Annotated in this window: 18 protein-coding genes and 2 tRNA genes; 9 read left to right on the top strand and 11 right to left on the bottom strand. The window is 64.7% G+C overall.

Translation table 11 applies throughout. The features are described 5' to 3' along the window. Positions 1-28: 28 nt before the first annotated feature. The 6 genes from QQL28_RS08285 (at position 29) to QQL28_RS08260 (ending at position 7,400) form a co-directional block, all read left to right on the top strand. Positions 29-400 (top strand): hypothetical protein, encoded by a 372-nt coding sequence (locus QQL28_RS08285; RefSeq protein ID WP_284263357.1) that lies wholly within the window; start codon positions 29-31, stop codon positions 398-400. 61 nt (positions 401-461) lie between these two features. Further along, positions 462-890, top strand: coding sequence for a hypothetical protein (locus QQL28_RS08280; RefSeq protein WP_348522482.1), 429 nt, complete (start codon positions 462-464; stop codon positions 888-890). Between the two features lie 55 nt (positions 891-945). Then, the gene (gene ihpA / locus QQL28_RS08275; protein WP_284263355.1) at positions 946-2,220 is read left to right on the top strand and encodes a divalent metal ion exporter subunit IhpA; all 1,275 of its coding nucleotides are present in this window, start codon (positions 946-948) and stop codon (positions 2,218-2,220) included. After that, a complete protein-coding gene (ihpB, locus tag QQL28_RS08270) occupies positions 2,217-3,191 on the top strand; it encodes a divalent metal ion exporter adaptor subunit IhpB (RefSeq protein ID WP_284263353.1) in 975 nt (324 codons plus the stop codon). The genes ihpA and ihpB overlap by 4 nt, the downstream gene beginning before the upstream one ends. Further along, positions 3,184-6,399, top strand: coding sequence for an efflux RND transporter permease subunit (locus QQL28_RS08265; protein ID WP_284263351.1), 3,216 nt, complete (start codon positions 3,184-3,186; stop codon positions 6,397-6,399). The genes ihpB and QQL28_RS08265 overlap by 8 nt, the downstream gene beginning before the upstream one ends. 2 nt (positions 6,400-6,401) lie before the next feature. Further along, positions 6,402-7,400, top strand: coding sequence for a cation diffusion facilitator family transporter (locus QQL28_RS08260; protein ID WP_284263349.1), 999 nt, complete (start codon positions 6,402-6,404; stop codon positions 7,398-7,400). Between the two features lie 5 nt (positions 7,401-7,405). On the opposite strand, the gene QQL28_RS08255 is transcribed toward QQL28_RS08260, so the two are convergent. The 9 genes from QQL28_RS08255 to QQL28_RS08215 form a co-directional block, all read right to left on the bottom strand. Then, positions 7,406-8,266 (bottom strand): class I SAM-dependent methyltransferase, encoded by an 861-nt coding sequence (locus tag QQL28_RS08255; protein WP_284263347.1) that lies wholly within the window; start codon positions 8,264-8,266, stop codon positions 7,406-7,408. A 634-nt stretch (positions 8,267-8,900) separates the two neighbouring features. Continuing rightward, positions 8,901-8,977 (bottom strand) — tRNA-Val (locus tag QQL28_RS08250). Between the two features lie 49 nt (positions 8,978-9,026). Next, positions 9,027-9,431, bottom strand: coding sequence for a GFA family protein (locus tag QQL28_RS08245; RefSeq protein WP_284263345.1), 405 nt, complete (start codon positions 9,429-9,431; stop codon positions 9,027-9,029). A gap of 58 nt (positions 9,432-9,489) precedes the next feature. After that, a complete protein-coding gene (gene lon, locus QQL28_RS08240; RefSeq protein WP_284263343.1) occupies positions 9,490-11,913 on the bottom strand; it encodes an endopeptidase La in 2,424 nt (807 codons plus the stop codon). A gap of 320 nt (positions 11,914-12,233) precedes the next feature. Then, the gene (gene clpX / locus QQL28_RS08235; RefSeq protein ID WP_254095610.1) at positions 12,234-13,505 is read right to left on the bottom strand and encodes an ATP-dependent Clp protease ATP-binding subunit ClpX; all 1,272 of its coding nucleotides are present in this window, start codon (positions 13,503-13,505) and stop codon (positions 12,234-12,236) included. A gap of 248 nt (positions 13,506-13,753) precedes the next feature. Continuing rightward, entirely contained in the window at positions 13,754-13,942 is a 189-nt protein-coding gene (locus tag QQL28_RS08230) for a hypothetical protein (RefSeq protein WP_284263339.1), read from the bottom strand. A gap of 10 nt (positions 13,943-13,952) precedes the next feature. Further along, positions 13,953-14,588: an ATP-dependent Clp protease proteolytic subunit gene (locus tag QQL28_RS08225; protein WP_284263337.1), complete on the bottom strand. Its 636-nt coding sequence runs from the start codon at positions 14,586-14,588 to the stop codon at positions 13,953-13,955. Positions 14,589-14,856: 268 nt separating this feature from the next. Next, positions 14,857-16,218 carry a trigger factor gene (gene tig / locus QQL28_RS08220; protein WP_284263334.1) on the bottom strand — a complete coding sequence of 454 codons (1,362 nt, stop codon included), beginning with the start codon at positions 16,216-16,218 and terminating at the stop codon, positions 14,857-14,859. A gap of 177 nt (positions 16,219-16,395) precedes the next feature. Then, positions 16,396-16,480: transfer RNA gene (locus tag QQL28_RS08215), tRNA-Leu, on the bottom strand. A 155-nt stretch (positions 16,481-16,635) separates the two neighbouring features. Between QQL28_RS08215 and QQL28_RS08210 the strand changes: the two genes are divergently transcribed. Next, positions 16,636-17,937 carry a multicopper oxidase family protein gene (locus QQL28_RS08210; RefSeq protein WP_284263333.1) on the top strand — a complete coding sequence of 434 codons (1,302 nt, stop codon included), beginning with the start codon at positions 16,636-16,638 and terminating at the stop codon, positions 17,935-17,937. 4 nt (positions 17,938-17,941) lie between these two features. Here QQL28_RS08210 and QQL28_RS08205 read toward each other — a convergent pair whose 3' ends face one another. Beyond that, positions 17,942-19,441 (bottom strand): NAD(P)H-hydrate dehydratase, encoded by a 1,500-nt coding sequence (locus tag QQL28_RS08205; RefSeq protein ID WP_284263331.1) that lies wholly within the window; start codon positions 19,439-19,441, stop codon positions 17,942-17,944. A gap of 379 nt (positions 19,442-19,820) precedes the next feature. Here QQL28_RS08205 and QQL28_RS08200 point away from each other — a divergent pair, with 379 nt between their 5' ends. Further along, complete coding sequence (locus QQL28_RS08200; protein ID WP_007603495.1) at positions 19,821-20,159, top strand: P-II family nitrogen regulator; 339 nt, start codon at positions 19,821-19,823, stop codon at positions 20,157-20,159. A gap of 152 nt (positions 20,160-20,311) precedes the next feature. After that, positions 20,312-21,721 (top strand): type I glutamate--ammonia ligase, encoded by a 1,410-nt coding sequence (gene glnA / locus QQL28_RS08195; RefSeq protein WP_284263329.1) that lies wholly within the window; start codon positions 20,312-20,314, stop codon positions 21,719-21,721. 153 nt (positions 21,722-21,874) lie between these two features. On the opposite strand, the gene QQL28_RS08190 is transcribed toward glnA, so the two are convergent. After that, positions 21,875-22,648, bottom strand: a complete 774-nt coding sequence (locus QQL28_RS08190; RefSeq protein WP_284263327.1) for a gamma-glutamyl-gamma-aminobutyrate hydrolase family protein — start codon at positions 22,646-22,648, stop codon at positions 21,875-21,877. Between the last annotated feature and the right edge of the window lie 26 nt (positions 22,649-22,674).

Here is a 22,674-nt window from a genome sequence, read left to right as displayed (position 1 = left end):
CGAGTCATCCGTGAGAGTGGAGGCTGGCATGTCGACCTTGCGCATCCCATTCCCGGCAGTTGTGGTTGGAGTTGTCCTGGTGTTGATCGGGGCGCCGACCGCACTTGGTCGCGGCAGTCAGGTCGGGCACGACGATCCCTGGAATCGCGAACACATCGATCATTTGCCGCTCGAAGTCCGCAACGCCGTGAACCACATGTGTGGAAATTCGGCGCGCGCCGCCCATTATTTCGCGACCTATCTGGACAACTCACACATCATCAGGCTGCATTTCGAGCATCTGCAGTGCGGCAACGGCGGAGGGTTCTGCAGCAGTGCCGGCTGCCTGCATCAGGAGTACGTCACAAGGGGCGGCCAGTACCGGCTGATCAAGAGCTACTACGGCCGCAACGACGATTGAGGGCTCCGGGCGCCAGGTCCGAAAGTCCTTTTTCTGCGACGGTTGTTCCACAGGCGTAACAATGTTGCACATCGACACTCTTCCCGTCGCCGTGCTAGGCAGGCCGGAACTCAACGAGAGTAACGTCGTGTCCGCGATCCGCCGGCCATTCGGGATGTTTCGCCCGCGCCATTTGCGCGGGCTGCTGGCCGTGCTCGTCGCAACCATCTACCTGCTGTCGGGCCTGCTGCACAGCGCGCACGATCTCGATGTGACCAACCCCTCGGGCAAGGCGGAGATCGCTTCCGTGCTCGATGGGGCTGCCGGCCACGCCGACCACAAGGCCTTCGCAGGCCATCATTGCCATGGCTGCTTCTCGGTGACGGTCGCTCAGCCGGCGCAATCGGAGACATCGATCACGCTTGTGTCGGCGCCGAGCGCGCATCGCGAGCCGGCGTTTGCGGGCATCGAGCCCGACACGGACTCCCCGCCCCCCAAACATCTGGCCTGAACGGATCAGCCGGGCGCCGCATGCGCCCATGCCCTTTCCTTCACAGGTCGTTTCCATGTTTTGCAGGCGAACTGCCGCGCGCTTGGCGTGCGCGACGGCGATTCTCATCAGTGGGCTGCTTGCGCAGTCCGCGCAGGCCCAGACCTTGACCATGCGCAGCGCGCTGACGCGCGCGCTGGCCGCGAGCCCGCGGCTGACGGCCGCCGAGCGCGACGTCGGCATCGCCACGGGCCAGCGCATCCAGGCGGGCGCGCTGCTCAATCCGGAGCTTTCCTACGAGCAGGACAACTCCTTCGGCTCCGGCATCTACCGTGGCACGAAGTTGGCCGAGACCACGCTCCAGATCAGCCAGGCGTTCGAGCTGTTCGGCAAGCGCGAGGCGCGCATCGCCGCGGGCAGCGCCGGTGCCGAAGTCGCCGCGATCCAGCGCAAGGCGATCCGGCTCGAGGTGCTGTCGGAGACGGCGATCGCCTTCCTCAGCGTGCTCGGCGCCCAGCGCCGTATCCAGATCCTCGACGAGCAGGTCGCCGCGATCGACCGCCTGACGCCCCTGCTCCGCCGCCGCGTCGAGGCCGGCGCCTCCTCGCCGGCAGAGACCGGCCGCGCCGAGGTTGCGTCAGCGCTGGTCAAGGCCGACCGCGAGCGCTTCAAGGCAACGCTCGCAAGCGCTAGGCGCGAGCTCTCCGTGCTGATGGGCGATCCGACGCCGAAATTCTCCGAGGTCTCCGGACGGCTTGACACCATGGGGCGTCCGCCCGCGTTCCAGTCGGTGGTTGCCGCCATCGACGCCAATCCGCAACTGGTGCGCTGGACCGCCGTCTACGCCCAGCGCAATGCCGAGCTGCTGCTGGCGCGCCTGAAGCCATATCCGGACGTGCGGATCGCCGCCGGCTGGCGTCATTTCAACGAGACCAGCGACGACGCGGTGCGCCTGACCGTGTCGGTGCCGATCCCGGTATTCGACCAGAACCAGGGCAACATCCTCTCGGCGCAGGAAAGTCTCGCCAAGACCAAGGCGGAGCGCGAAGCCAACCGCAACGCGCTGATCGTGATTGCTGGCCGCGCCTACGACTCGCTGCAAGGATCGCTGCGCGAACTCGCGATATTGCGCGAGACCGCGATTCCCAAGGCCCAGGAGGCCGCCGAGGCGATCTCGCAGGGCTACGGCCAGGGCCGCTTCACGCTGCTCGAAGTGCTCGATGCGCAGGCGAGCGTCACGCAAGCGCGGCTGCGCGAACAGGAAGCACAGCAGAACTTCCATGCCGCGGTCGCGACCATCGAAGGCCTCGTCGGCAATCCCTTCACGCTCGCCCGGGAGAGCGCAAGATGAAGACATCCTCCACCATCCTCGTGGCCCTCATCACCGCCGTGCTGGGCGCCTATGGCTACGCCATGCTCGCGCCCGCCAAGGTCGAAATGACGACGGAGCAAGCGCACGAGAAGAAGCCGGCGAACGAGCACGTCGAGCAGGACGAGCATGGTGCCGACCGCATCAGGATCTCCGACGTCAAGCTCGCCGCCGCCGGCGTCACGCTCGCGGAAGCCGCAAGCGCAACGCTGACCGACACGCTCTCCTTCAACGGCGTGCTGCGCGCCAACCAGGAGGCCGTGGTGCAGGTGACGCCGCGCTTCCCCGGCATCGCCAAATCGATCCGCAAGCGGATCGGCGACACCGTCGCCAAGGACGACCTGCTGGCGTCGATCGAGAGCAACCAGAGCCTGACGGCCTATGACCTCAAGGCGCCGATCGGCGGCACGATCATCGACCGGCAGATCTCGCTCGGCGAATATGCCTCCGAGCAGAAGCCGGCCTTCGTCGTCGCCGATCTCTCCACCATCTGGGTCGACCTCTCGATCTATCGCCAGGATCTCAAGCGCGTGCACCTTGGCGACGAGGTGCTGATCGATCCCGACGACGGCCGCGGCGAGATCAAGGGTGCGATCTCCTATCTCGCCCCCGTCGGCGTCAGCGAGACCCAGACCGCGCTGGCGCGCGTCGTGCTGCCGAACCCCGAAGGACGCCTGCGGCCCGGCCTGTTCGTCACCGCACGGCTGATCCTCGCCGCGCGCAACGTCGCGGTGGCGGTCCGGACCAGCGCCATCCAGACGCTGGAGAACCGGACCATCGTCTTCGTCCGCGAGGACAACGACAAGATCGAGGCCCGCCCGGTCGAACTCGGCGAGTCCGACCCGCGCCATGTCGAGATCAAGGCCGGGCTAGCGGCCGGCGAGCGCTACGTTGCCGAAAACAGCTTCGTCGTGAAGGCGGAGATGGGCAAGGGAGACGCCGATCATGATTGAGCGCATCATCGCCTTCTCGATCCGTCAGCGCTGGCTCGTCCTGCTGCTCGCGATCGGCGCCGTCGCCTATGGCACGTGGGACTTCCAGCACCTGCCGATCGACGCGGTCCCCGACATCACCAACGTGCAGGTGCAGATCAATACGCGTGCGCCCGGCTACTCGCCGCTCGAAACCGAGCAGCAGATAACCTTCCCGGTCGAGACCGCGATGGGCGGCTTGCCGAAGCTCGACTACACGCGGTCGCTGTCGCGCTATGGCCTGAGCCAGGTTACCGTGGTCTTCAAGGACGGCACCGACATCTATTTCGCGCGCCAGCTCGTCGGCGAGCGCATCCAGCAGGTGAAGGATCAGCTTCCCGCCGGCGTCGAGGTCGCCATGGGGCCGGTCTCGACCGGACTCGGCGAGATCTTCATGTACACCGTCGAAGCGAAGCCAGACGCCAGGACACAAAGTGGCAAGGATTTTTCCCCGACCGACCTGCGCACCGTGCAGGACTGGATCATCAAGCCGCAGCTTCGAAATGTCCCCGGTGTGATCGAGATCAACACCATCGGCGGCTTCGAACGACAATTCCACGTGCTGCCCGACCCCGGAAAGCTGATGGCCTATCGGCTCGGCTTCCGCGACGTGATGACGGCGCTCGCCGCCAACAACGCCAATGTCGGCGCCGGCTATATCGAGCGCAACGGCGAGCAATATCTGGTGCGCTCGCCCGGCCAGGTCGGCAGCGTCAGCGAAATCCAGGACATCGTGATCGGCGCACGCGGCGGCAATCCGGTCAGGGTCAGGGACGTCGCCGAGGTGATCGAGGGACGCGACCTGCGCACCGGCGCGGCAACGCTCGATGGCGAGGAGACCGTGCTCGGCACCGCCATGCTGCTGATCGGCGAGAACAGCCGCACGGTCGCGCGCCGCGTCGCGGCCAGGCTCGAGGAGATCGCAAAATCGCTGCCTGACGGCGTGGTGACCCGCACGGTCTACGACCGGACCCATCTGGTCGAGGCCACGATCCGCACCGTCCAGAACAATCTGCTCGAAGGCGCAGCCCTTGTCGTCGCCGTCCTTTTCCTGATCCTCGGCAACATCCGCGCCGCCCTCGTCACCGCCTGCGTGATCCCGCTCTCGATGTCGCTGACGGTCACCGGTATGGTCGGGACGAAGGTCAGCGCCAATCTGATGAGCCTCGGCGCGATCGATTTCGGCATCATCGTCGACGGCGCGGTGATCATCGTCGAAAACTGCCTGCGGATGCTCGCCGAGGCACAACGCGAGAAAGGCGGCCTGCTCACGACGCGGGAGCGCCTGCGCACCATCCTGCGCGGCTCGAGCGAGGTCATCAAGCCGAGCCTGTTCGGAACGCTGATCATCGCCGTGGTCTATCTGCCGGTGCTGACGCTCACCGGCGTCGAAGGCAAGATGTTCACGCCGATGGCCCTCACCGTCCTGATGGCGCTCGGTGCGGCCGTGCTGTTCTCCATCACCTTCGTGCCGGCAGCGATCGCGATCTTCGTCACCGGCAAGGTGTCGGAGACGGAAAACCTGTTCATGCGCGGTGCCAAACGCATCTACGTTCCCCTGCTCCGTCTCGCCATCGACAACCGCGGTGTCGTCGCCTGTGCTGCCGTCGCCATCGTGATCGCGAGCGGCGTTGCGGCCTCGCGGATGGGCGGCGAGTTCATCCCGAGCCTCGACGAGGGCGACGTCGCGCTGGCCGCGATCCGCATCCCCGGCACAAGCCTGACCCAGTCGCTGGACCTTCAGAAGGCGCTGGAAAAGCGCATCCGGCAGATTCCGGAGGTGAAGGAGTTCTTCACCCGCATCGGCACCGCCGAGATCGCCACCGATCCGATGTCGCCGGCGCAGACCGACGGCTACATCATGTTGAAACCGCGCGCCGAATGGCCGGACCCCGTCAAGCCGAAATCGGAGGTGATCGAGGCGATCGACAAGGCCGCCGACGATATCCCCGGCAGCAACTACGAGATCTCGCAGCCGATTCAGTTGCGCGTCAACGAGCTGATCTCCGGCGTGCGCAGCGACGTCGGCATCAAGATTTTTGGCGACGATCTCGACATTCTCCAGGGTGCGGCCAAGCAGGTCGAGGCAGCGATCCGGACCATCCGCGGTGCAACCGACGTCAAGACCGAGCAGGTTTCGGGCCTGCCGATCCTGACCGTCAAATTGGACCGCCACGCCCTGTCCCGTTACGGCCTCAGCGCCAGCGAGGTGCAGGGCATCGTCGAGATCGCCGTCGGCGGCAAATCCGCCGGCAAGCTGTTCGAGGGCGACCGGCGCTTCGACATCGTGGTGCGGCTGCCGGAGCGCCTGCGCGGCAATCTCGACGCGATCCGCGCGATTCCGATCCCCCTGCCGCCGAGCGAGGAAGCGGCGCCGGTCCGCACCGCGTTCTCCACCTCTGCGCTGACGCAGATGCGCTACGTGCCGCTGTCATCGGTCGCCACCGTCGAGGCGACACCGGGTCCCAACCAGATCAGCCGCGAGAACGGCAAGCGGCGGATCGTCGTCACCGCCAACGTCCGCGAGCGCGACCTCGGCTCGTTCGTCGCCGAGGCACAGGATGCCGTTGCGCAGAAGGTCAAGCTGCCGCCCGGCTACTGGATCGGCTGGGGCGGCCAGTTCGAGCAGCTCGTCTCGGCGACCAAGAGGCTGACCGTCGTCGTGCCGGTGGCGCTGCTCTTGGTGTTCCTCCTGCTGTTCATGAGCATGGGGTCGGCGGCCGATGCGCTGCTGGTGTTCAGCGGCGTGCCGCTGGCGCTCACGGGCGGCATCGCGGCGCTGCTGCTGCGCGGCATTCCGCTGTCGATCAGCGCCGGCGTCGGCTTCATCGCGCTGTCCGGCGTCGCCGTGCTCAACGGCCTCGTCATCATCGCCTTCATCGAGCGGCTGCGGAGCGAGGGCAAGCCCCTCGTCGAGGCCGTCCGCGAAGGCGCCTTGACGCGTCTGCGCCCGGTGCTGATGACGGCGCTGGTCGCGTCCCTCGGCTTCGTGCCGATGGCGCTTGCGACCGGCGCCGGCGCCGAGGTGCAGCGGCCGCTCGCGACCGTCGTGATCGGCGGCATCATCTCCTCGACCGTGCTGACGCTGCTGGTCCTGCCGGCGCTCTACGTGCTGTTCCGTCGTGACGGCGCTCGCGAAACGCCTACAATGGGCGCTGATTTGGCGCACGCCGATTCCGGGGAGCGGTAGACGTGGACAAGCACGACCACCATGCCGGCCATCATCACCATGACCACCACGACCATGCCGGGCACGATCACGGACATGACCACGGTCATGGCCACGGACTTGGCCACGGCGCGCATGTCCACGCGCCCGCAAGCTTCGGCCGGGCGTTTGCGATCGGCATTTCGCTCAACACCGCGCTTGTCATCGCGCAAGGCGTTTACGGCTACATCGCCAATTCAACCGCCCTGCTCGCCGACGCCAGCCACAATCTCAGCGACGTGCTCGGCCTCATCATGGCCTGGGGTGCATCGGTTGCGGCCAGGCGCGCGCCCACGGGCCGCTTCACCTACGGCTTCCGCGCCTCGACCATTTTGGCCGCATTGGCGAACGCCGTGTTCCTCCTGGTTGCAACCGGCGCGATCGGCTGGGAGGCGATCCTGCGGCTGCGCGAGCCCGAGCCAATCGCCGGCGTCACGGTGATGATCGTCGCCGGCATCGGCATCCTCATCAACGGCGCGACCGCGATGCTGTTCGCCAGCGGACGCAAGGACGACATCAACATCCAGGGCGCATTCCTGCACATGGCCGGCGATGCCGCGGTCTCGCTCGGCGTGGTCGTCTCGGCAGCGCTGATCATCTGGACTGGCTGGCTTTGGCTCGATCCGCTGGCGAGCCTTTTGATCTGCGCGGTCATCCTCTGGAGCACGACGGGCCTGCTCCGCAGCTCCATCGACATGTCGATGGCCGCCGCGCCGCGCGGCACCGACCTCGACGCCATCAAAGGCTTTCTGATGCAGCGGCCCGGTGTCTCCGATATCCACGACCTGCACGTCTGGCCGATCAGCACCACGGAGACGGCGCTGACGTGTCACCTCGTGATGCTGGACGGCCACCCCGGCGACGCCTTCCTGATGGAAACCGCGCAGCTCCTGAGAACCTCCCACCGGATCGGCCACACGACGATCCAGATCGAGACCGGCCAGGACAACGGCTGCGCGCTGGCACCCGACAACGTGGTGTGATGAGCCTACGCTGCCTTCGCCGTCACGATCCAGATCGCGCCCGGCAGCGTCACTGACTGCCCCTTGACGAACGGCGCCAGCGCCTCGCGGATCGAGCCTTTGGCCGCCTCGTAAGTCTCTGGCGGATGGCCCTGCAGTGCGCGGCTGGCGGGACCGATTTGAAGAGAGCCGTCGACGGCCGCATCCAGACCGCCACCGATCGCAATATCCATCGCAAGGTCATGCGGCTCCATCGCCACGTCCGCGAAACCGGCGCCCTTCAGGATACGCATCACGCGCTCTTCTGATGCAAACGCGAACGGACCAGGATCCTCCGGCCCGACCGGCGGCATCTTGGGCACGTGCTTGTAGACCCCCATCAGCGGCGTCATCATCCAGGGATTTTCGCGCGGCTCGCGCCAGCAGATGAAGGCCAGCCGCCCCGAAGGTTTCAGCGCGCGGCGCAGGTTGGTGAACGACGCGATCGGATCGGCAAAGAACATGACACCAAAGCGCGAGGCGAGCAGATCGAAGCTTTGGGGCTCGAACGGATAGACCGTCGCATCCGCCAGCACGAAATCCAGCGGTAGGTTCTTTGGCGAAAGTGCACGCGCCTGCGACAGCATCGGGTCGGACACGTCGAGCCCGAGCGCCAAGCCATTCGGCGCCACCGCTTTTGCGAACGCAACGGTGGTCGCGCCGGAGCCGCAGCCGACGTCCAGCACGCGTTCACCCGGCTTCGGCTTCGCATGCCGGATCAGGACGTCCGCGACCGGCCCGAGCAAGATCTCCTGTGCAGCGTGACGATCGGCCCATTTCTGGCCGCCGGGCCCATTCCAATAGGCGATCTGGTCGGCGTTCTCTTCGTGTCCGCTTGGCTGTTCCATGGGGGCCCTCTGGCAGCTCGGTCGAAAGACCTCGATGCCGAAAGCCAAAGACGCCGTCAACTGCGGCCACCTGCTCTGTCCGCCTGTCGGCGAGACGTGCTTCCGTTCTCGCCGAGCTGCACGGCGTCAAAGGTTGACGGACGGTGAGAGGACTTAATTGCCGCGTGGCGCCAAGCCAGTGCGCCAAAAGTCATTCGGCTGCCAGCGAGGCTCCAGTTCGCTTCGCAAGGACGCGGCGAAAGTCCGCTGCCAGCTCCTCATAGTAGCGAGCGAGCTCCTCATAAAAAGCCCTTCCGGCTGCGTCCCTCGCTTCCTGAGCTGCTTTCGTACAGTGGGCGGCTTTGGACTCGTACCGTTCCAACTTCGTGCGAAGATCACTCATCACGGCGATACTCCACGCTAACTACGGGAACCGGAACGGTGGGTTGGGCTGCGACCGAAACAATGACCGAACCAAGGCAATTTTGGACCCGCAGCAGGCCATTTCTAGGCATCGGCTGTGTTGCGAAAGGCCCACCTTCGCCAGTTGGGCTCCGGCGCGGCAGCCTTCGCTCGCTTCGCGCCAATGATGTTTGACCTGGCTTGGATGTCTGAGCTGGCTTGCCCAGCCGAAACTCGCGAAGCGAGTGAAGGCTGGTGGGCGGTCACGGATTCGAACCGCGGACCCTCTCGGTGTAAACGAGATGCTCTAACCAGCTGAGCTAACCGCCCCTCGCCGCCTCTTTAGCCCCGTGGGCCCCGTCGGAGCAAGTGCCGAACGTCAATCCCGTGGCCGGCCGGGCAGCCCCGGCACCGCATCGATCCACAACGCCGCCGACTGGCACCAGATCTGCCGGTTGGGCCGCAGGGCCTCGCGCTGGCGGATGCTGCCCCAGCGGATGCCCCAATCGTCGGCCTCCGTGCCCTCGCCGCTGGTGAACAGCGGCGAACCGCAGTCGCCGCAAAAGTGCTGGAAGCGCATCCGGCCATTGTCGCCGCGCTTGCCGTAGACCTTGGGCTTTCCGCCGGTCAGGCGGATGGTTTGGCCGGAGCAGATCGCGGTCACCCGGAAGGGGGACCCGGTCAGCGCCTGGCAATCGGTGCAGTGGCACACCGAGACAGCGTCCGGGTCGATCTCGGCCGCGTAGCTGACCCGGCCGCAATGGCATTGTCCGTCGATCCGCATGTCGCGCTCCCAAAATAAAAACGGCGCCCGAGGGCGCCGTTTTAGCATCTTTGATGGCTCAGTGAGCGGTCAGGCCGCCGGCGGCTTCGTCGCCGTCCGGCTTCACCGTCACCTTGGTGTCCTCTTCCCAGACGATCGGCACCGGCTTCTTCACCAGCGCGCGGGCGACGACGTCGTCGAGCCGCGAGACCGGGACGATGTCCATGCCGCCCTTGATCGCATCGGAAATCTCCGTGAGATCCTTGGCGTTGTCCTCGGGGATCAGCACCGTCTTGATGCCGCCGCGGGCGGCAGCCAGGAGCTTCTCCTTCAGACCGCCGATCGGCAGCACGCGGCCGCGCAGTGTGATCTCGCCGGTCATCGCGACATCGTGGCGGACCGGAATGCCGGTCATGACCGAGATGATCGCGGTGGCCATCGCCACGCCCGCGGACGGGCCGTCCTTCGGGGTAGCGCCCTCCGGCACGTGCACGTGGATGTCGCGCCTGTCGAACATCGGCGGCTCGACGCCGTAGTTGATCGCACGCGAGCGGACGTAGGACGCCGCCGCCGAGATCGACTCCTTCATGACATCGCGCAGGTTGCCCGTGACCGTCATCTTGCCCTTGCCGGGCATCATGACGCCTTCGATCGTCAGCAGCTCGCCGCCGACGTCGGTCCAGGCAAGGCCGGTGACGATGCCGACCTGCGGCTCGCTCTCGATCTCGCCGAAGCGGTACTTCGGCACACCCAGAAACTCTTCCAGAGTCTTCTCGGTGACCTTGACCGACTTCTTCTTGGAGATCATCAGCTCCTTCACCGCCTTGCGGGCGAGTGTCGAGAGCTCACGCTCCAGGTTGCGCACGCCCGCTTCGCGGGTGTAGCGGCGGATCAGAAGCAGCAGCGCGTCGTCGTCGATCGAGAACTCCTTGGAGTCCAGGCCGTGCTTGGACACCGCGTTCGGGATCAGGTGCTTGCGCGCGATCTCGACCTTCTCGTTCTCGGTGTAGCCCGCGATCCGGATGATCTCCATGCGGTCCATCAGCGGTCCGGGAATATTGAGCGTATTCGCGGTCGTGATGAACATCACGTTGGAGAGATCGTAGTCGACCTCGAGATAGTGGTCGTTGAAGGTCGAGTTCTGCTCGGGGTCCAGGACCTCAAGCAGCGCCGAGGACGGATCGCCGCGGAAATCGGCGCCCATCTTGTCGATCTCGTCCAAGAGGAACAGCGGGTTGGACGACTTCGCCTTGCGCATCGACTGGATGATCTTGCCGGGCATCGAGCCGATATAGGTGCGGCGGTGACCGCGGATCTCGGCTTCGTCGCGCACGCCGCCGAGCGAGACGCGCACGAATTCGCGCCCCGTCGCCTTCGCGATCGATTTGCCGAGCGAGGTCTTGCCGACGCCGGGAGGCCCGACGAGGCACAGGATCGGCCCGGTCAGCTTGTTGGCGCGCGACTGCACCGCAAGATACTCGACGATGCGGTCCTTGACCTTCTCGAGCCCGTAGTGATCGGCATCCAGAACCGCCTGCGCGGCTTCCAGGTCCTTCTTCACCTTGGACTTCTTGTTCCACGGGATCGACAGCAGCCAATCGAGATAGTTGCGCACGACGGTCGCTTCCGCGGACATCGGCGACATCTGGCGCAGCTTCTTCAGCTCGTGCTGCGCCTTCTCGCGCGCTTCCTTGGACAGCTTGGTCTTCGAGATCTTCTCTTCGAGATCAGCGAGCTCGTCGCGACCATCGTCGTCGCCGAGCTCCTTCTGGATCGCCTTCATCTGCTCGTTGAGATAGTACTCGCGCTGAGTCTTCTCCATCTGGCGCTTGACGCGCGAGCGGATGCGCTTCTCGACCTGCAGCACCGAGATCTCGCTCTCCATCAGGCCCAGCACCTTCTCCAGGCGCGAGGTGACGGACAGCGTCTCAAGGATGCCTTGCCGATCGGCGATCTTGACCGCGAGATGCGAGGCAACGGTGTCGGCGAGCTTGGCGAAGTCGGTGATCGCCTGCACGACGCCGACGACCTCGGCCGAGATCTTCTTGTTGAGCTTCACATAGCTCTCGAAGTCGGACACGACCGAGCGCGCCAGCGCTTCGGCCTCGACCGACTTCGCGTCGGTGTCGGCGAGCGCGACCGCAGTGGCCTCGTAGTAGTCGGCGCGATCGGTGTACTTCTCCACGCGCGCGCGCTCGAGCCCTTCAACCAGCACCTTCACGGTGCCGTCGGGAAGCTTCAGGAGCTGCAACACGCTGGCGAGCGTACCGGTCTCGTAAATTGCATCGGGCGCCGGATCATCGTCGGACGCGTTCTTCTGCGTCGCGAGCATGATCAGCGCGTCGTTCTTCATCACTTCTTCGAGCGCGCGGATCGACTTCTCGCGGCCAACGAAGAGCGGCACGATCATGTGCGGGAAAACGACGATGTCGCGCAAGGGGAGCACGGGATAAGCGTGCGCTTCGCCGTGAATGATGGTTGGCCGGGGTTTGGGACTAGTCATGGCCTTTTCCTTTTGCTTTGCCCCCTTGCACGCAGCCCGCTGTGCCTAGCGCAACCGCCACAAGGTGCCGAGGTGATCCGCAAAACCGGTTGGTCCTTGAACTCGGACCGGCTTGGCCGGATCGAAATGAGGCGAATCTTGAAAGAGAATTCCTGCTCGCCGTTTGCATTAGGTGGCTATCGACCCGGGGGGTGTCAAGTCATTGAAAAATGCGCGCCATTCAGCGCTTACGCACGCAGGACGAGCGACGCAACACCGGCTGCGGAGACACATTCCGCAGCCGTCAATTCGAGAGATTCGAAGGCTCAGACCAGCGCCGTTCAGGCGCTGGCATTCTCGACCGCACGATCGGAGCGATCGGCGTAGATGTAGAGCGGACGCGCCGTGCCTTCCACGACCTCGCGGGAGATCACGACCTCTTCCACACCTTCCAGGCCCGGCAGGTCGAACATGGTCTCGAGCAGGATCGCCTCGAGGATCGAGCGCAATCCGCGCGCACCGGTCTTGCGCTCGATCGCCTTGCGGGCGACCGCGCCAAGCGCCTCGTCGGCGAAGGTCAGCTCGATGTTCTCCATCTCGAACAGGCGCTGGTACTGCTTGACCAGTGCGTTCTTCGGGTCGGTCAGGATCTTCTTCAGTGAGGTCTCGTCGAGGTCCTCGAGCGTCGCCACGACGGGCAGACGGCCGACGAACTCAGGGATGAGGCCATACTTCAGGAGATCCTCAGGCTCGACGTGGCGGAAAATCTCGCCGGTGCGGCGGTCTTCCGGTGCCATCACAGAGGCACCGAAGCCGATCGAGGTCGACCGGCCGCGCGCCGAGATGATCTTCTCGAGACCCGAGAAGGCGCCGCCGCAGATGAACAGGATGTTGGTGGTGTCCACTTGCAGGAATTCCTGCTGCGGATGCTTGCGGCCGCCCTGCGGCGGGACCGAAGCCACCGTGCCTTCCATGATCTTCAACAGCGCCTGCTGCACTCCCTCGCCCGACACGTCGCGGGTGATCGACGGATTGTCGGACTTGCGGCTGATCTTGTCGATCTCGTCGATGTAGACGATGCCGCGCTGCGCGCGCTCGACATTGTAGTCGGCGGCCTGAAGCAGCTTCAGGATGATGTTCTCGACGTCCTCACCGACATAGCCGGCCTCGGTCAGCGTCGTCGCGTCGGCCATCGTGAAGGGCACGTCCAGGATGCGGGCGAGCGTCTGCGCGAGCAGCGTCTTGCCCGAGCCGGTCGGACCGATCAGCAGAATGTTCGACTTCGCGAGCTCGACGTCGTTGTGCTTGGTCTGGTGGTTGAGGCGCTTGTAGTGATTGTGCACCGCGACCGAGAGAACCTTCTTCGCATGGCTCTGGCCGATCACGTAGTCGTCCAGCACCTTGCAGATTTCCTTCGGCGTCGGAATTCCGTCGCGCGACTTCACCAGCGAGGACTTGTTCTCCTCACGGATGATGTCCATGCAGAGCTCGACGCACTCGTCGCAAATGAAGACCGTGGGACCCGCGATCAGTTTGCGGACTTCGTGCTGGCTCTTGCCGCAGAACGAGCAATACAGCGTGTTCTTGGAGTCGCTCGTGCCGACCTTACTCATTCATGTCTCCGTCCGCGGTTCGATCCCGTCCGCTCGATCGCTCCAGTCCGGCACAACAGCCGTCTTAGAGTTCAAATAGAGCAAATTCCGTACCAAAAAAGACCCTACGCGTTACATCCCGTGCGAATCACGGTCACTCGATTTCTCCCGCGATCATAGCCGATCAATCGTAGCCAACCATGCTGTCACCCGACTATCAAGAATTCGCTAATCGGGGGGCGCGGGCTACCCGTGACAATACCGTGATTTCACGTCTTGGCACGGGAGAACTGATCGAAATCACCCGGGCGTTGCTGGATTACCACGAAAACAAGCACGAAAGCGGAACTTTCCGCCTGCCGCAGGGCGCAAAACGGTTTGTTGCGCCGCGCCAACGCGCCGTTAACGTGAAGGCCGCCCTGACGATCCCAAGTAATTCCAGGGATCGCCGTTACCATATCGGTAGTGCTACGGGGCTTTCGGCGGCATCGGGTCCTCGGCGCGCTTGTCGATCACCTTGTCGACGAGGCCAAATTCCTTGGCGTCGTTCGCCGTGAGGAACTTGTCGCGCTCAAGCGCGTCCTCGATCGACTTGTAGGTCTGACCGGTGTGCTTGACGTAGATCTCGTTGAGCCGCTTCTTCAGGTTCAGGATTTCCTGCGCGTGCAGCATGATGTCGGTGGCCTGGCCCTGGAAGCCGCCGGAAGGCTGATGCACCATGATGCGCGCGTTCGGCAGCGAGAAGCGCACGTCCTTCTCGCCGGCGGCGAGCAGGAGCGAGCCCATCGAGGCCGCCTGTCCCGTGCAAAGCGTGGAGACCGGCGGGCGGATGAACTGCATGGTGTCGTAGATCGCAAGGCCCGACGTCACCACGCCGCCCGGCGAGTTGATGTACATCGAGATTTCCTTCTTCGGATTCTCGGCTTCGAGGAACAGGAGCTGCGCGACGATCAGCGTCGACATGCCGTCCTCGACCGGTCCGGTGACGAAGATGATGCGCTCTTTCAACAGGCGCGAGAAGATGTCGTAGGCGCGCTCGCCACGGTTGGTCTGCTCGACCACCATGGGCACGAGGTTCATGTAGGTTTCAACCGGATCGCGCATGAGTCACCTAGGTTTTTCGGAGGCGGACATCCTCGCGGCAAGACAGTCTTGGCTGGAATTGCCGAGCGCGGATGGACGTCCCGTGATGCAGGACTTGGGTAGGTAGCGACAGATATAGCCCAATTCGCTCCACACAAGCCCGGAGCGAATTAAGGCTTAATCCGACAAACGAGTTGAAGCTGATTCGCGGAAACAGGCCCAGCCGGCCAACTGGCTAGCGCGCCCGCTTCCGCCGATCACCCTTAACAGAAGGCTTTCTTGCGAAGCCTTACGCGGCGGTCTTGTCCGCCTCGTCATCCTTGTAGAGCTCCTCGCGCGAGACCTTCTTCTCGGTCACGTTGGCGAGCTCGAGGATGAAGTCGACCACCTTGTCCTCATAGATCGGTGCACGAAGCTGGGCCAGCGCGTTGGCATTGTTGCGGTAATAGTCCCAGACTTCCTTCTCGCGGCCCGGCACCTGGCGCGCCCGCTCGATCACCGCGCGACCCACCTCATCGTCGGTCACGGTGATCTTGTTCTTCTCGCCGATCTCCGACAGCACGAGACCGAGCCGCACGCGGCGGTCGGCGATCTTGTGATACTCGTCCCTCGCCTTGTCCTCGGTGGTGTCCTCATCGGCAAAAGTCTTGCCGGCGGAGTCCATCTCGGCCTTGACCGAGTTCCACATCAGATTGAATTCCTCGTCGACGAGCGAGGGCGGTGCATCGAAGCGGTGCGTCTCGTCGAGACGATCGAGCAGCGCGCGCTTGACGCGCTGGCGCGTCGCGGTGGCGAACTCGGCGACGAGCCGCTCGCGCGCGGCTTCCTTCAGCTTGTCCAGCGATTCAAGGCCGAGCGACTTGGCGAACTCGTCATCGATCTTGGCGTCCTGCGGCGCCTCGATCAGCGTCGCGGTGGTCTCGAACTCGGCGTCCTGGCCGGCGAGCTTCTCGCTCATATAATTCTTCGGGAACGACGCCTTCACCGTGCGGGTCTCACCCGAGCCGATGCCGATCAGCTGCTCCTCGAAGCCGGGGATGAAGGTGTTGGAGCCGATCACGACCTGGATTCCCTCGCCGGTGCCCCCCTCGAAGGCTTCGCCGTTGATGGTGCCCTTGAAGCTCACCGTGACGCGATCGCCGGAGGCCGCCTTGGCGCCCTCACCCTTGTCGCTGTAGCTGCGGTTGTTGTCGGCGATGCGCTTGATGGCCTCGTCGACCTCGACGTCGGTCACGTCGGCGACCGGCTTCTCGACCTGGAAGCTCTTGAAGTCGGCGAGCTGGATCGGCGGCACCACTTCGATCGCGACCGTGTAGGTCAGGTCGGACTTGCCGGAGAGCAATTCCTCGACCTCTTTCTGCTCGGTCGGCATCGTGATCTTCGGCTCGGTCGCGAGACGGAAACCGCGCTCCGAGAAGAGCTGCGTGTTGGTGTCGCGGATGGTCTGGTCGATGGTCTCGGCCATCACCGAACGGCCATAGACCTTCTTGAGATGCGCGACCGGCACCTTGCCGGGACGGAAGCCGTTGAGGCGCACCTTGTCCTTGAGGTCGACGATCTTGGCGTCGGCCTTGGCATCGAGATCAGACGCGGGAACGCTGATCTTGAATTCGTGCTTCAATCCTTCCGAGAGGGTCTCTGTGACCTGCATGGCGTCCAATCTTCTTCTCGCTTTGTCACGGCGCTTGCCGCCGCGGCATTTGTCATCAATCGATCCGGCGCGCAGGCAAAACGCCTTTGCGCCGGTGGTTCATCGGACCGGGCTCCTCGGGACAAAACGTCCATGAGGAACGAGGTCCTTGTAATCCGTGCAAACGCTGAAAGCGCTTGGTGCGGGCGGAGGGACTCGAACCCCCACAACTTTCGTCACTGGAACCTAAATCCAGCGCGTCTACCAGTTCCGCCACGCCCGCGTGAATTTGCATCAAGACCGGCCGCGATGCCGCGGGCGGCCGGGCTTATAGCATGTGCCCGCCTGTTCGCAGCAAAAAAATGGCCGTGTCGACGCCCTCTCCAGATAGGCGCTGTGGCTGGACTTATCCAGCGCGGCGTGGTCCGCATCGCCCTTATGACGAAGCGATTTTTTGCCCCAACCCGGCGTGAGGTTTTGGCCGGCCTGGCGGCCTCGGCGGGGGTGATCGCCGGTGGCGCAGCTCCGCCGGCGACCGCCCGGCTCACCCTCCAGGCGAGGCCGGCGACCCTGGCTCTGAGGCAGGGTCAGCCGGCGACACCGATCTGGGAGCTGGTGGCGCCAAGTGCTGCCGGTAACGCCCGTCTCAAGCGCGGCGACCGCTGCGAAGTGACATTTCGCAACGACCTGCCTGTGCCGCTTGCGCCGGTCTGGTACGGCCTCGACGGCGCGGCGGCTGCCGAACCGCTGCTGGGCCGAGCTGCCGTGCCTCCGGGCACGACAGAAACATCAATCATTTCAATACCTCACGCGGGCACCCTGCTGACCGACTTTCGTCTCTTCGAGGACAGCCTGAAGCAGCCCGCGCGCCCGCTTCCGATCGTCGCCGACGAGACAAACCGCATCGCGGTCGACCGTGACGAGGTCCTGTTGATCGAGGAATGGCGCCTCCGGCCTGATGGGACCGCGCTTCCCCCCGGCCGCGACCCGAAGGACACATCACCGCTCTATACTCTCAACGGGCGGACTTCATTCGAACTCTCAGCCGCGGCCAACGAGCGGCTGCGGCTACGCTTTATCAATGGCTCCCAACGGACTGTTCTGGCGATCAAATTGGAAAGCCACGACGTCCGCGTGATGGCCCTGGACGGACAGCCGGCCGAGCCGTTCCCGGCTCGCAACGGTGCCCTGGTGCTGGCCCCCGGCGCGCGTGCCGACGCTTTCGTGGACGCGGCCACATCGGCCGCGTTCCTGCTGCATGATGGCAAGGAGGCGCGCCAGATCGGGAGCCTCGCGATCTCCGGCAGACTGGAGCGGCGCGCGCCGCTGCTGGCGCCACAACCGCTCCCTTCGAATGATTTGCCCGACCAGCTCGATCTCAAGGGCGCCCTGCGGTTCGATGTCGCGCTCGGCGCACCCGACGCCGGTTGGACACGGCCCGCAAGTTTGTCCGCCTCCTCCGCCCCCGCCTTCCGCGCCAAGGCCGGCCGCACCGTGGTGCTGGCACTCAAGAACCCCGCCCCCGTCGCCACCGTCTTTCACCTGCACGGTCACCACTTCCGCCTGCTCGACCGGCTCGACGACGGCTGGAAGCCCTACAGGCTCGACACGCTCGCGATCGAGCCCGGCCAGACCCAGCGCGTCGCGTTCGCGGCGACCTCTCCCGGACGGTGGCTGATCGAGTCCGTTGTGACCGACTGGGCCGCACCGCGGCTGGTGCGCTCATACACAGTAGAGTGAGCGCTCAGTACTCCACTCCCAGCGCATCGTAGATCCGCCGGTGCACCGCCGGCAGCGTCTCGGTCAGGTCTTCCGAGATCAGCCCTGGCCCGGCTTCGCTCGCCGCCTCACCATGCATCCACACGCCGATGCTCGCGGCCTCGAAGGCCGGCACGCCCTGCGCCAGGAGTCCGGCGATGATGCCGGCGAGCACGTCGCCGGCGCCGGCCGTGGCGAGCCAGGGCGGCGCGTTGGCGGCGATGGTGGCGCGGCCATCCGGCGCGGCGATGGTGGTGTCCGGCCCCTTCAGCAGCACCACAGCGCCGCAGCGCTCGGCAGCGGCACGGACGCGCTCGAGCTTTGAGCGGCCAGGATGCTTGTTGCTGAGGTCGGAGAACAGGCGCGGAAACTCGCCCTCATGCGGCGTCAGCACGACCTCGGTGTCGTGCGACGACTTGATCGATTCAAAGAGCCGTTCGGGGTTGGCGGCAAAGCTCGTCAGCGCATCCGCATCGAGCACGAGATGGCGCTGGGCTGTGAGCGCGGTGTGGACGAAGTCGCAGGTGCGCGTCCCGGTGCCGGTGCCCGGACCAATGATGCAGGTGTTGTAGCGCTTGTCGGAGAGGAGCTCGCCGAACTCGATCGCGGTGTCGACCGGGCGGACCATCACCGCCGTCAACGCGCCCGCATTGATCGCGAGCGCATCGCGCGGGCTGGCCAGCGTTACAAGTCCTGCACCGGCGCGCAGTGCGCCGCGCGCGGCGAGACGAGCGGCGCCGGTTGCCGCGGCATCACCGGATACCGCGAGCACATGGCCTCGCGCGTATTTGTGGCCGTCGACGCGCGGCACGGGAAACGCAGCACCCCAAAAGTCCGGATCGTTCTCGAAGAGCTGCGGCCTGATCTCGTCGAGCACCTCGTTGCCGATGCCGATGTCGGCGACGCGGACGCGGCCGCAATGGATCCGGCCGGGAAGAAGAAGATGCGCGGGCTTCTTGCGGAAGAAGGTGACGGTTTCGGTGGCGTTCACCGCAACGCCCATCACGCTCGCGCTGGTGCCGTTGATGCCGCTCGGCAGGTCGACGGCCAGCACCGGCGCGCCATTGGCATTGATCGCCTCGATCATCTCGCGCGCCTCGCCTTCGAGCGGACGGCTGAGGCCGGCGCCGAACAGCGCATCGATGATCAGCGCGGGCCTGCCGATCGCCTGCGGATTGAACGGCAAGAGCGGATGCTTCCAGCCGCGCGCGGCGGAGGCCGCATCGCCCTGGAGCTGGTCGCGCTCGCACATCAGGATGACAGAGACCTCGCGCCCCTGGGCGGCGAGCTCGGCGGCTGCGACAAAGCCGTCACCGCCATTGTTGCCGGGACCGGCGACCACCAGGATCGGCCCCTCCTCCACCAGCGCGCTCGCGGCTTCGGCGACCGCTTGGCCGGCGCTCAGCATCAGCTTGAAACCGGGTGTGCCGGCCGCGATGGTGAGCTGGTCGGCCCGCTGCATTTCAGCGTTGGTCAGAACTTCCATGCCACTTCCCTGGTACAAACGCCTTTTCAACAGGCAGTTTCCGTGCCGATCCCCGGCCGAAACCCGCAAACTGCACACAGATTGAACCGTTTGCCTATTTCGTAGTCTTCGCTATTTTGGGCTAGTTGGTCCCACCTATCCGAGATGCTCGTTAAAAGGCTGATAACGCTCCAAAAATCAGGGCATTTGCAACTTGGCATAGACCCTGCTTTCGAGGAAGCCGCTTCGGTTCGTCGTGCTCACTGGCATTCATCAGGGTGTGACCGGCCGCCGCCCAGGCTGGTCAGGCAGCTTGGGACAGCGAGGACAACTCCGCGCGAAAACAAAGCGCATCCTGACGAAGACGTTGCTATTTGATCGAAAGGCCGGGAGGCGCGCAGTGAAGAAAATCGAAGCCATCATCAAGCCGTTCAAGCTCGACGAGGTGAAAGAGGCGCTCCAGGAAGTCGGACTGCAAGGCATTACCGTCACCGAGGCCAAGGGCTTCGGACGCCAGAAGGGCCATGCCGAACTTTACCGCGGCGCAGAATACATCGTGGACTTCCTGCCCAAGGTCAAAATCGAAATCGTGATCGGCGACGACCTGGTCGAGCGCGCGATCGACGCGATCCGCCGCGCGGCACAGACCGGGCGCATCGGCGACGGCAAGATCTTCGTCTCCAACATCGAAGAAGCCATCCGCATCCGGACCGGCGAATCCGGGCTGGACGCTATCTGAGCCGGGTGCTATCCCGCATTTTGCGACACTCTAACTAGAAAGAAGGCTGCTTCGGCGGCCTGATTTCGTTTGTACACGCGCGCGAACTCGCCTCAAGGCGAGAATAATTTTGCTCATCTGGAAACCGACCCGCAGAGCCAAAAGGGGTATGCATGAAGACCGCCAAAGACGTCCTGAAATCGATCAAGGACAACGACGTCAAGTACGTCGACCTGCGCTTCACCGATCCGCGCGGCAAGTGGCAGCACGTGACCTTCGATGCCGGCATGATCGAGGAGGATTCATTCGCTGAAGGGCTGATGTTCGACGGTTCCTCGATCGCCGGCTGGAAGGCGATCAACGAGTCCGACATGTGCCTGATGCCCGACCCGGTCACGGCGACGATCGACCCGTTCTTCGCCGAGACCACCATGATCCTGGTCTGCGACGTGCTCGAGCCGACCACCGGCGAGCCCTACAACCGCGACCCGCGCGGCATCGCCAAGAAGGCCGAGGCGATGGTCAAGTCGATGGGCGTCGGCGACACCGTGTTTGTCGGTCCCGAGGCCGAGTTCTTCGTGTTCGACGACGTGCGCTATTCGGCCACCCCCTACAACACCGGATTCCGGCTCGACTCCTCGGAGTTCCCGACCAACTCCGACACCGAATATGAAGGCGGCAATCTCGGCCACCGCATCCGCACCAAGATGGGTTACTTCCCGGTGCCGCCACAGGACTCCGTGCAGGACATGCGCTCGGAGATGCTGGGCGCCATGGCCAAGATGGGCGTCAAGGTCGAGAAGCATCACCACGAGGTTGCTTCCGCCCAGCACGAGCTCGGCATGAAGTTCGACACGCTGACGCTGATGGCCGACCATCTGCAGATCTACAAATACTGCATCCACCAGGTCGCCCACATCTACGGCAAGACCGCCACCTTCATGCCGAAGCCGGTGTTCGGCGACAACGGCTCGGGCATGCACGTGCACCAGTCGATCTGGAAGGACGGCAAGCCGGTGTTCGCGGGCAACAAGTATTCCGACCTGTCGGAGACCTGCCTGTCCTACATCGCAGGCGTCATCAAGCACGCCAAGGCCATCAACGCCTTCACCAACCCGACGACCAACTCCTACAAGCGTCTGGTCCCGGGCTATGAAGCGCCGGTGCTGCTCGCCTACTCCGCGCGCAACCGCTCGGCCTCCTGCCGCATCCCCTACACCGCTTCGCCCAAGGCCAAGCGCGTCGAGGTGCGCTTCCCCGATCCGCTCGCCAACCCCTATCTCGGCTTCGCCGCGATGCTGATGGCCGGCCTCGACGGCGTGAAGAACAAGCTCGATCCGGGCCCGGCAATGGACAAGGATCTCTATGACCTTCCGAAGGAAGAGCTGAAGCAGATCCCGACGGTGTGCGGCTCGCTTCGCGAGGCGCTGGAAAACCTCGACAAGGACCGCGCCTTCCTGAAGGCCGGCGGCGTGTTCGACGACGACTTCATCGACAGCTACATCGAACTGAAGATGACCGAAGTCGAGCGCTTCGAAATGACCCCGCACCCGGTCGAGTTCGAGATGTATTATTCGGGCTAAGCGGGTCCGGAATACGACAAGCAAAAGGCGCTCCGTTCGGGGCGCCTTTCGTTTTGTGCCGTTGCCGTAGTTCGTACCGGGTGATGTGACGCGAGTTGGCGATCGACGCTCGCGCCTCTCCTCCCGTCATTGCAATGACGATGTGGCGGCCGGCTACGCCGTCGCGCGCTGCCGCGCCACGAGCGCTTCGCCGAACGCCTGGAATATCTTGCGGTTGATCGGATTGCGCTGCGGGTCGTATTCGGCGTGCCATTGCACGCCGAGGGCAAAGGTCGAGGCTTCCGCGATGCGGATCGCCTCGATGGTGCCGTCCTCGGCGATGCCTTCGATCAGCACGCGCTTCCCAGGCTCCAGAATGCCCTGGCCGTGCAGCGAGTTGACCTTGATCTTCTCGCAGCCGAGAATTCTGGCGAAGGCGCCGCCCGGGGTAAGATCGACCTCGTGGCGGTCGGCGAACACGACGGTGGGATCAGGATGGATCTCGCCGTTCTCGAGCCGCGGCATGCGGTGGTTCATGCGGCCAGGCAATTCGCGGATCTCGGGGTGCAGCGAGCCGCCGAAGGCGACGTTCATCTCCTGGAGGCCGCGGCAGATGCCGAACAGCGGGATACCGCGGGCGACGCAGGCGACCGAGAGCGCCAGCGCGACCTCGTCACGATGGATATCATAGGGCTCGTGCTTCTGGCAGGGATCGACGTTGAAGCGCGTGGGGTGGACGTTGGCGCGGGCGCCGGTGAGCACGATACCATCGACGCAATCGAGCAGCGCACCGATATCGGTGATGTCGGGCGAGCCCGCAAACATCAGCGGCAAGCCGCCGGAGACCTCGGCCACGGCGCGCAGGTTTCGCTCGCCGACCATCTGGACCTGAAATCGATTTTCGACGCGATGGGCATTCCCGATCACGCCGACGACCGGCTTTTTCATCTCCCGTTCCGACCTCCCCGCCGAAG

The sequence above is a fragment of the Bradyrhizobium iriomotense genome (assembly GCF_030160715.1).
Taxonomy (GTDB): Bacteria; Pseudomonadota; Alphaproteobacteria; order Rhizobiales; family Xanthobacteraceae; genus Bradyrhizobium; species Bradyrhizobium iriomotense.
This window is presented reverse-complemented; position numbering and strand designations above follow the sequence as displayed.

Coding starts and splice junctions, on each gene's coding strand:
- QQL28_RS08285 (WP_284263357.1), top strand. CDS start 29: ATGTCGACCTTGCGCATCCCATTCCCGGCAGTTGTGGTTGGAGTTGTC.
- QQL28_RS08280 (WP_348522482.1), top strand. CDS start 462: ATGTTGCACATCGACACTCTTCCCGTCGCCGTGCTAGGCAGGCCGGAA.
- ihpA (WP_284263355.1), top strand. CDS start 946: ATGTTTTGCAGGCGAACTGCCGCGCGCTTGGCGTGCGCGACGGCGATT.
- ihpB (WP_284263353.1), top strand. CDS start 2,217: ATGAAGACATCCTCCACCATCCTCGTGGCCCTCATCACCGCCGTGCTG.
- QQL28_RS08265 (WP_284263351.1), top strand. CDS start 3,184: ATGATTGAGCGCATCATCGCCTTCTCGATCCGTCAGCGCTGGCTCGTC.
- QQL28_RS08255 (WP_284263347.1), bottom strand. CDS start 8,266: ATGGAACAGCCAAGCGGACACGAAGAGAACGCCGACCAGATCGCCTAT.
- QQL28_RS08245 (WP_284263345.1), bottom strand. CDS start 9,431: ATGCGGATCGACGGACAATGCCATTGCGGCCGGGTCAGCTACGCGGCC.
- lon (WP_284263343.1), bottom strand. CDS start 11,913: ATGACTAGTCCCAAACCCCGGCCAACCATCATTCACGGCGAAGCGCAC.
- clpX (WP_254095610.1), bottom strand. CDS start 13,505: ATGAGTAAGGTCGGCACGAGCGACTCCAAGAACACGCTGTATTGCTCG.
- QQL28_RS08230 (WP_284263339.1), bottom strand. CDS start 13,942: ATGGTAACGGCGATCCCTGGAATTACTTGGGATCGTCAGGGCGGCCTT.
- QQL28_RS08225 (WP_284263337.1), bottom strand. CDS start 14,588: ATGCGCGATCCGGTTGAAACCTACATGAACCTCGTGCCCATGGTGGTC.
- tig (WP_284263334.1), bottom strand. CDS start 16,218: ATGCAGGTCACAGAGACCCTCTCGGAAGGATTGAAGCACGAATTCAAG.
- QQL28_RS08210 (WP_284263333.1), top strand. CDS start 16,636: ATGACGAAGCGATTTTTTGCCCCAACCCGGCGTGAGGTTTTGGCCGGC.
- QQL28_RS08205 (WP_284263331.1), bottom strand. CDS start 19,441: ATGGAAGTTCTGACCAACGCTGAAATGCAGCGGGCCGACCAGCTCACC.
- glnA (WP_284263329.1), top strand. CDS start 20,312: ATGAAGACCGCCAAAGACGTCCTGAAATCGATCAAGGACAACGACGTC.
- QQL28_RS08190 (WP_284263327.1), bottom strand. CDS start 22,648: ATGAAAAAGCCGGTCGTCGGCGTGATCGGGAATGCCCATCGCGTCGAA.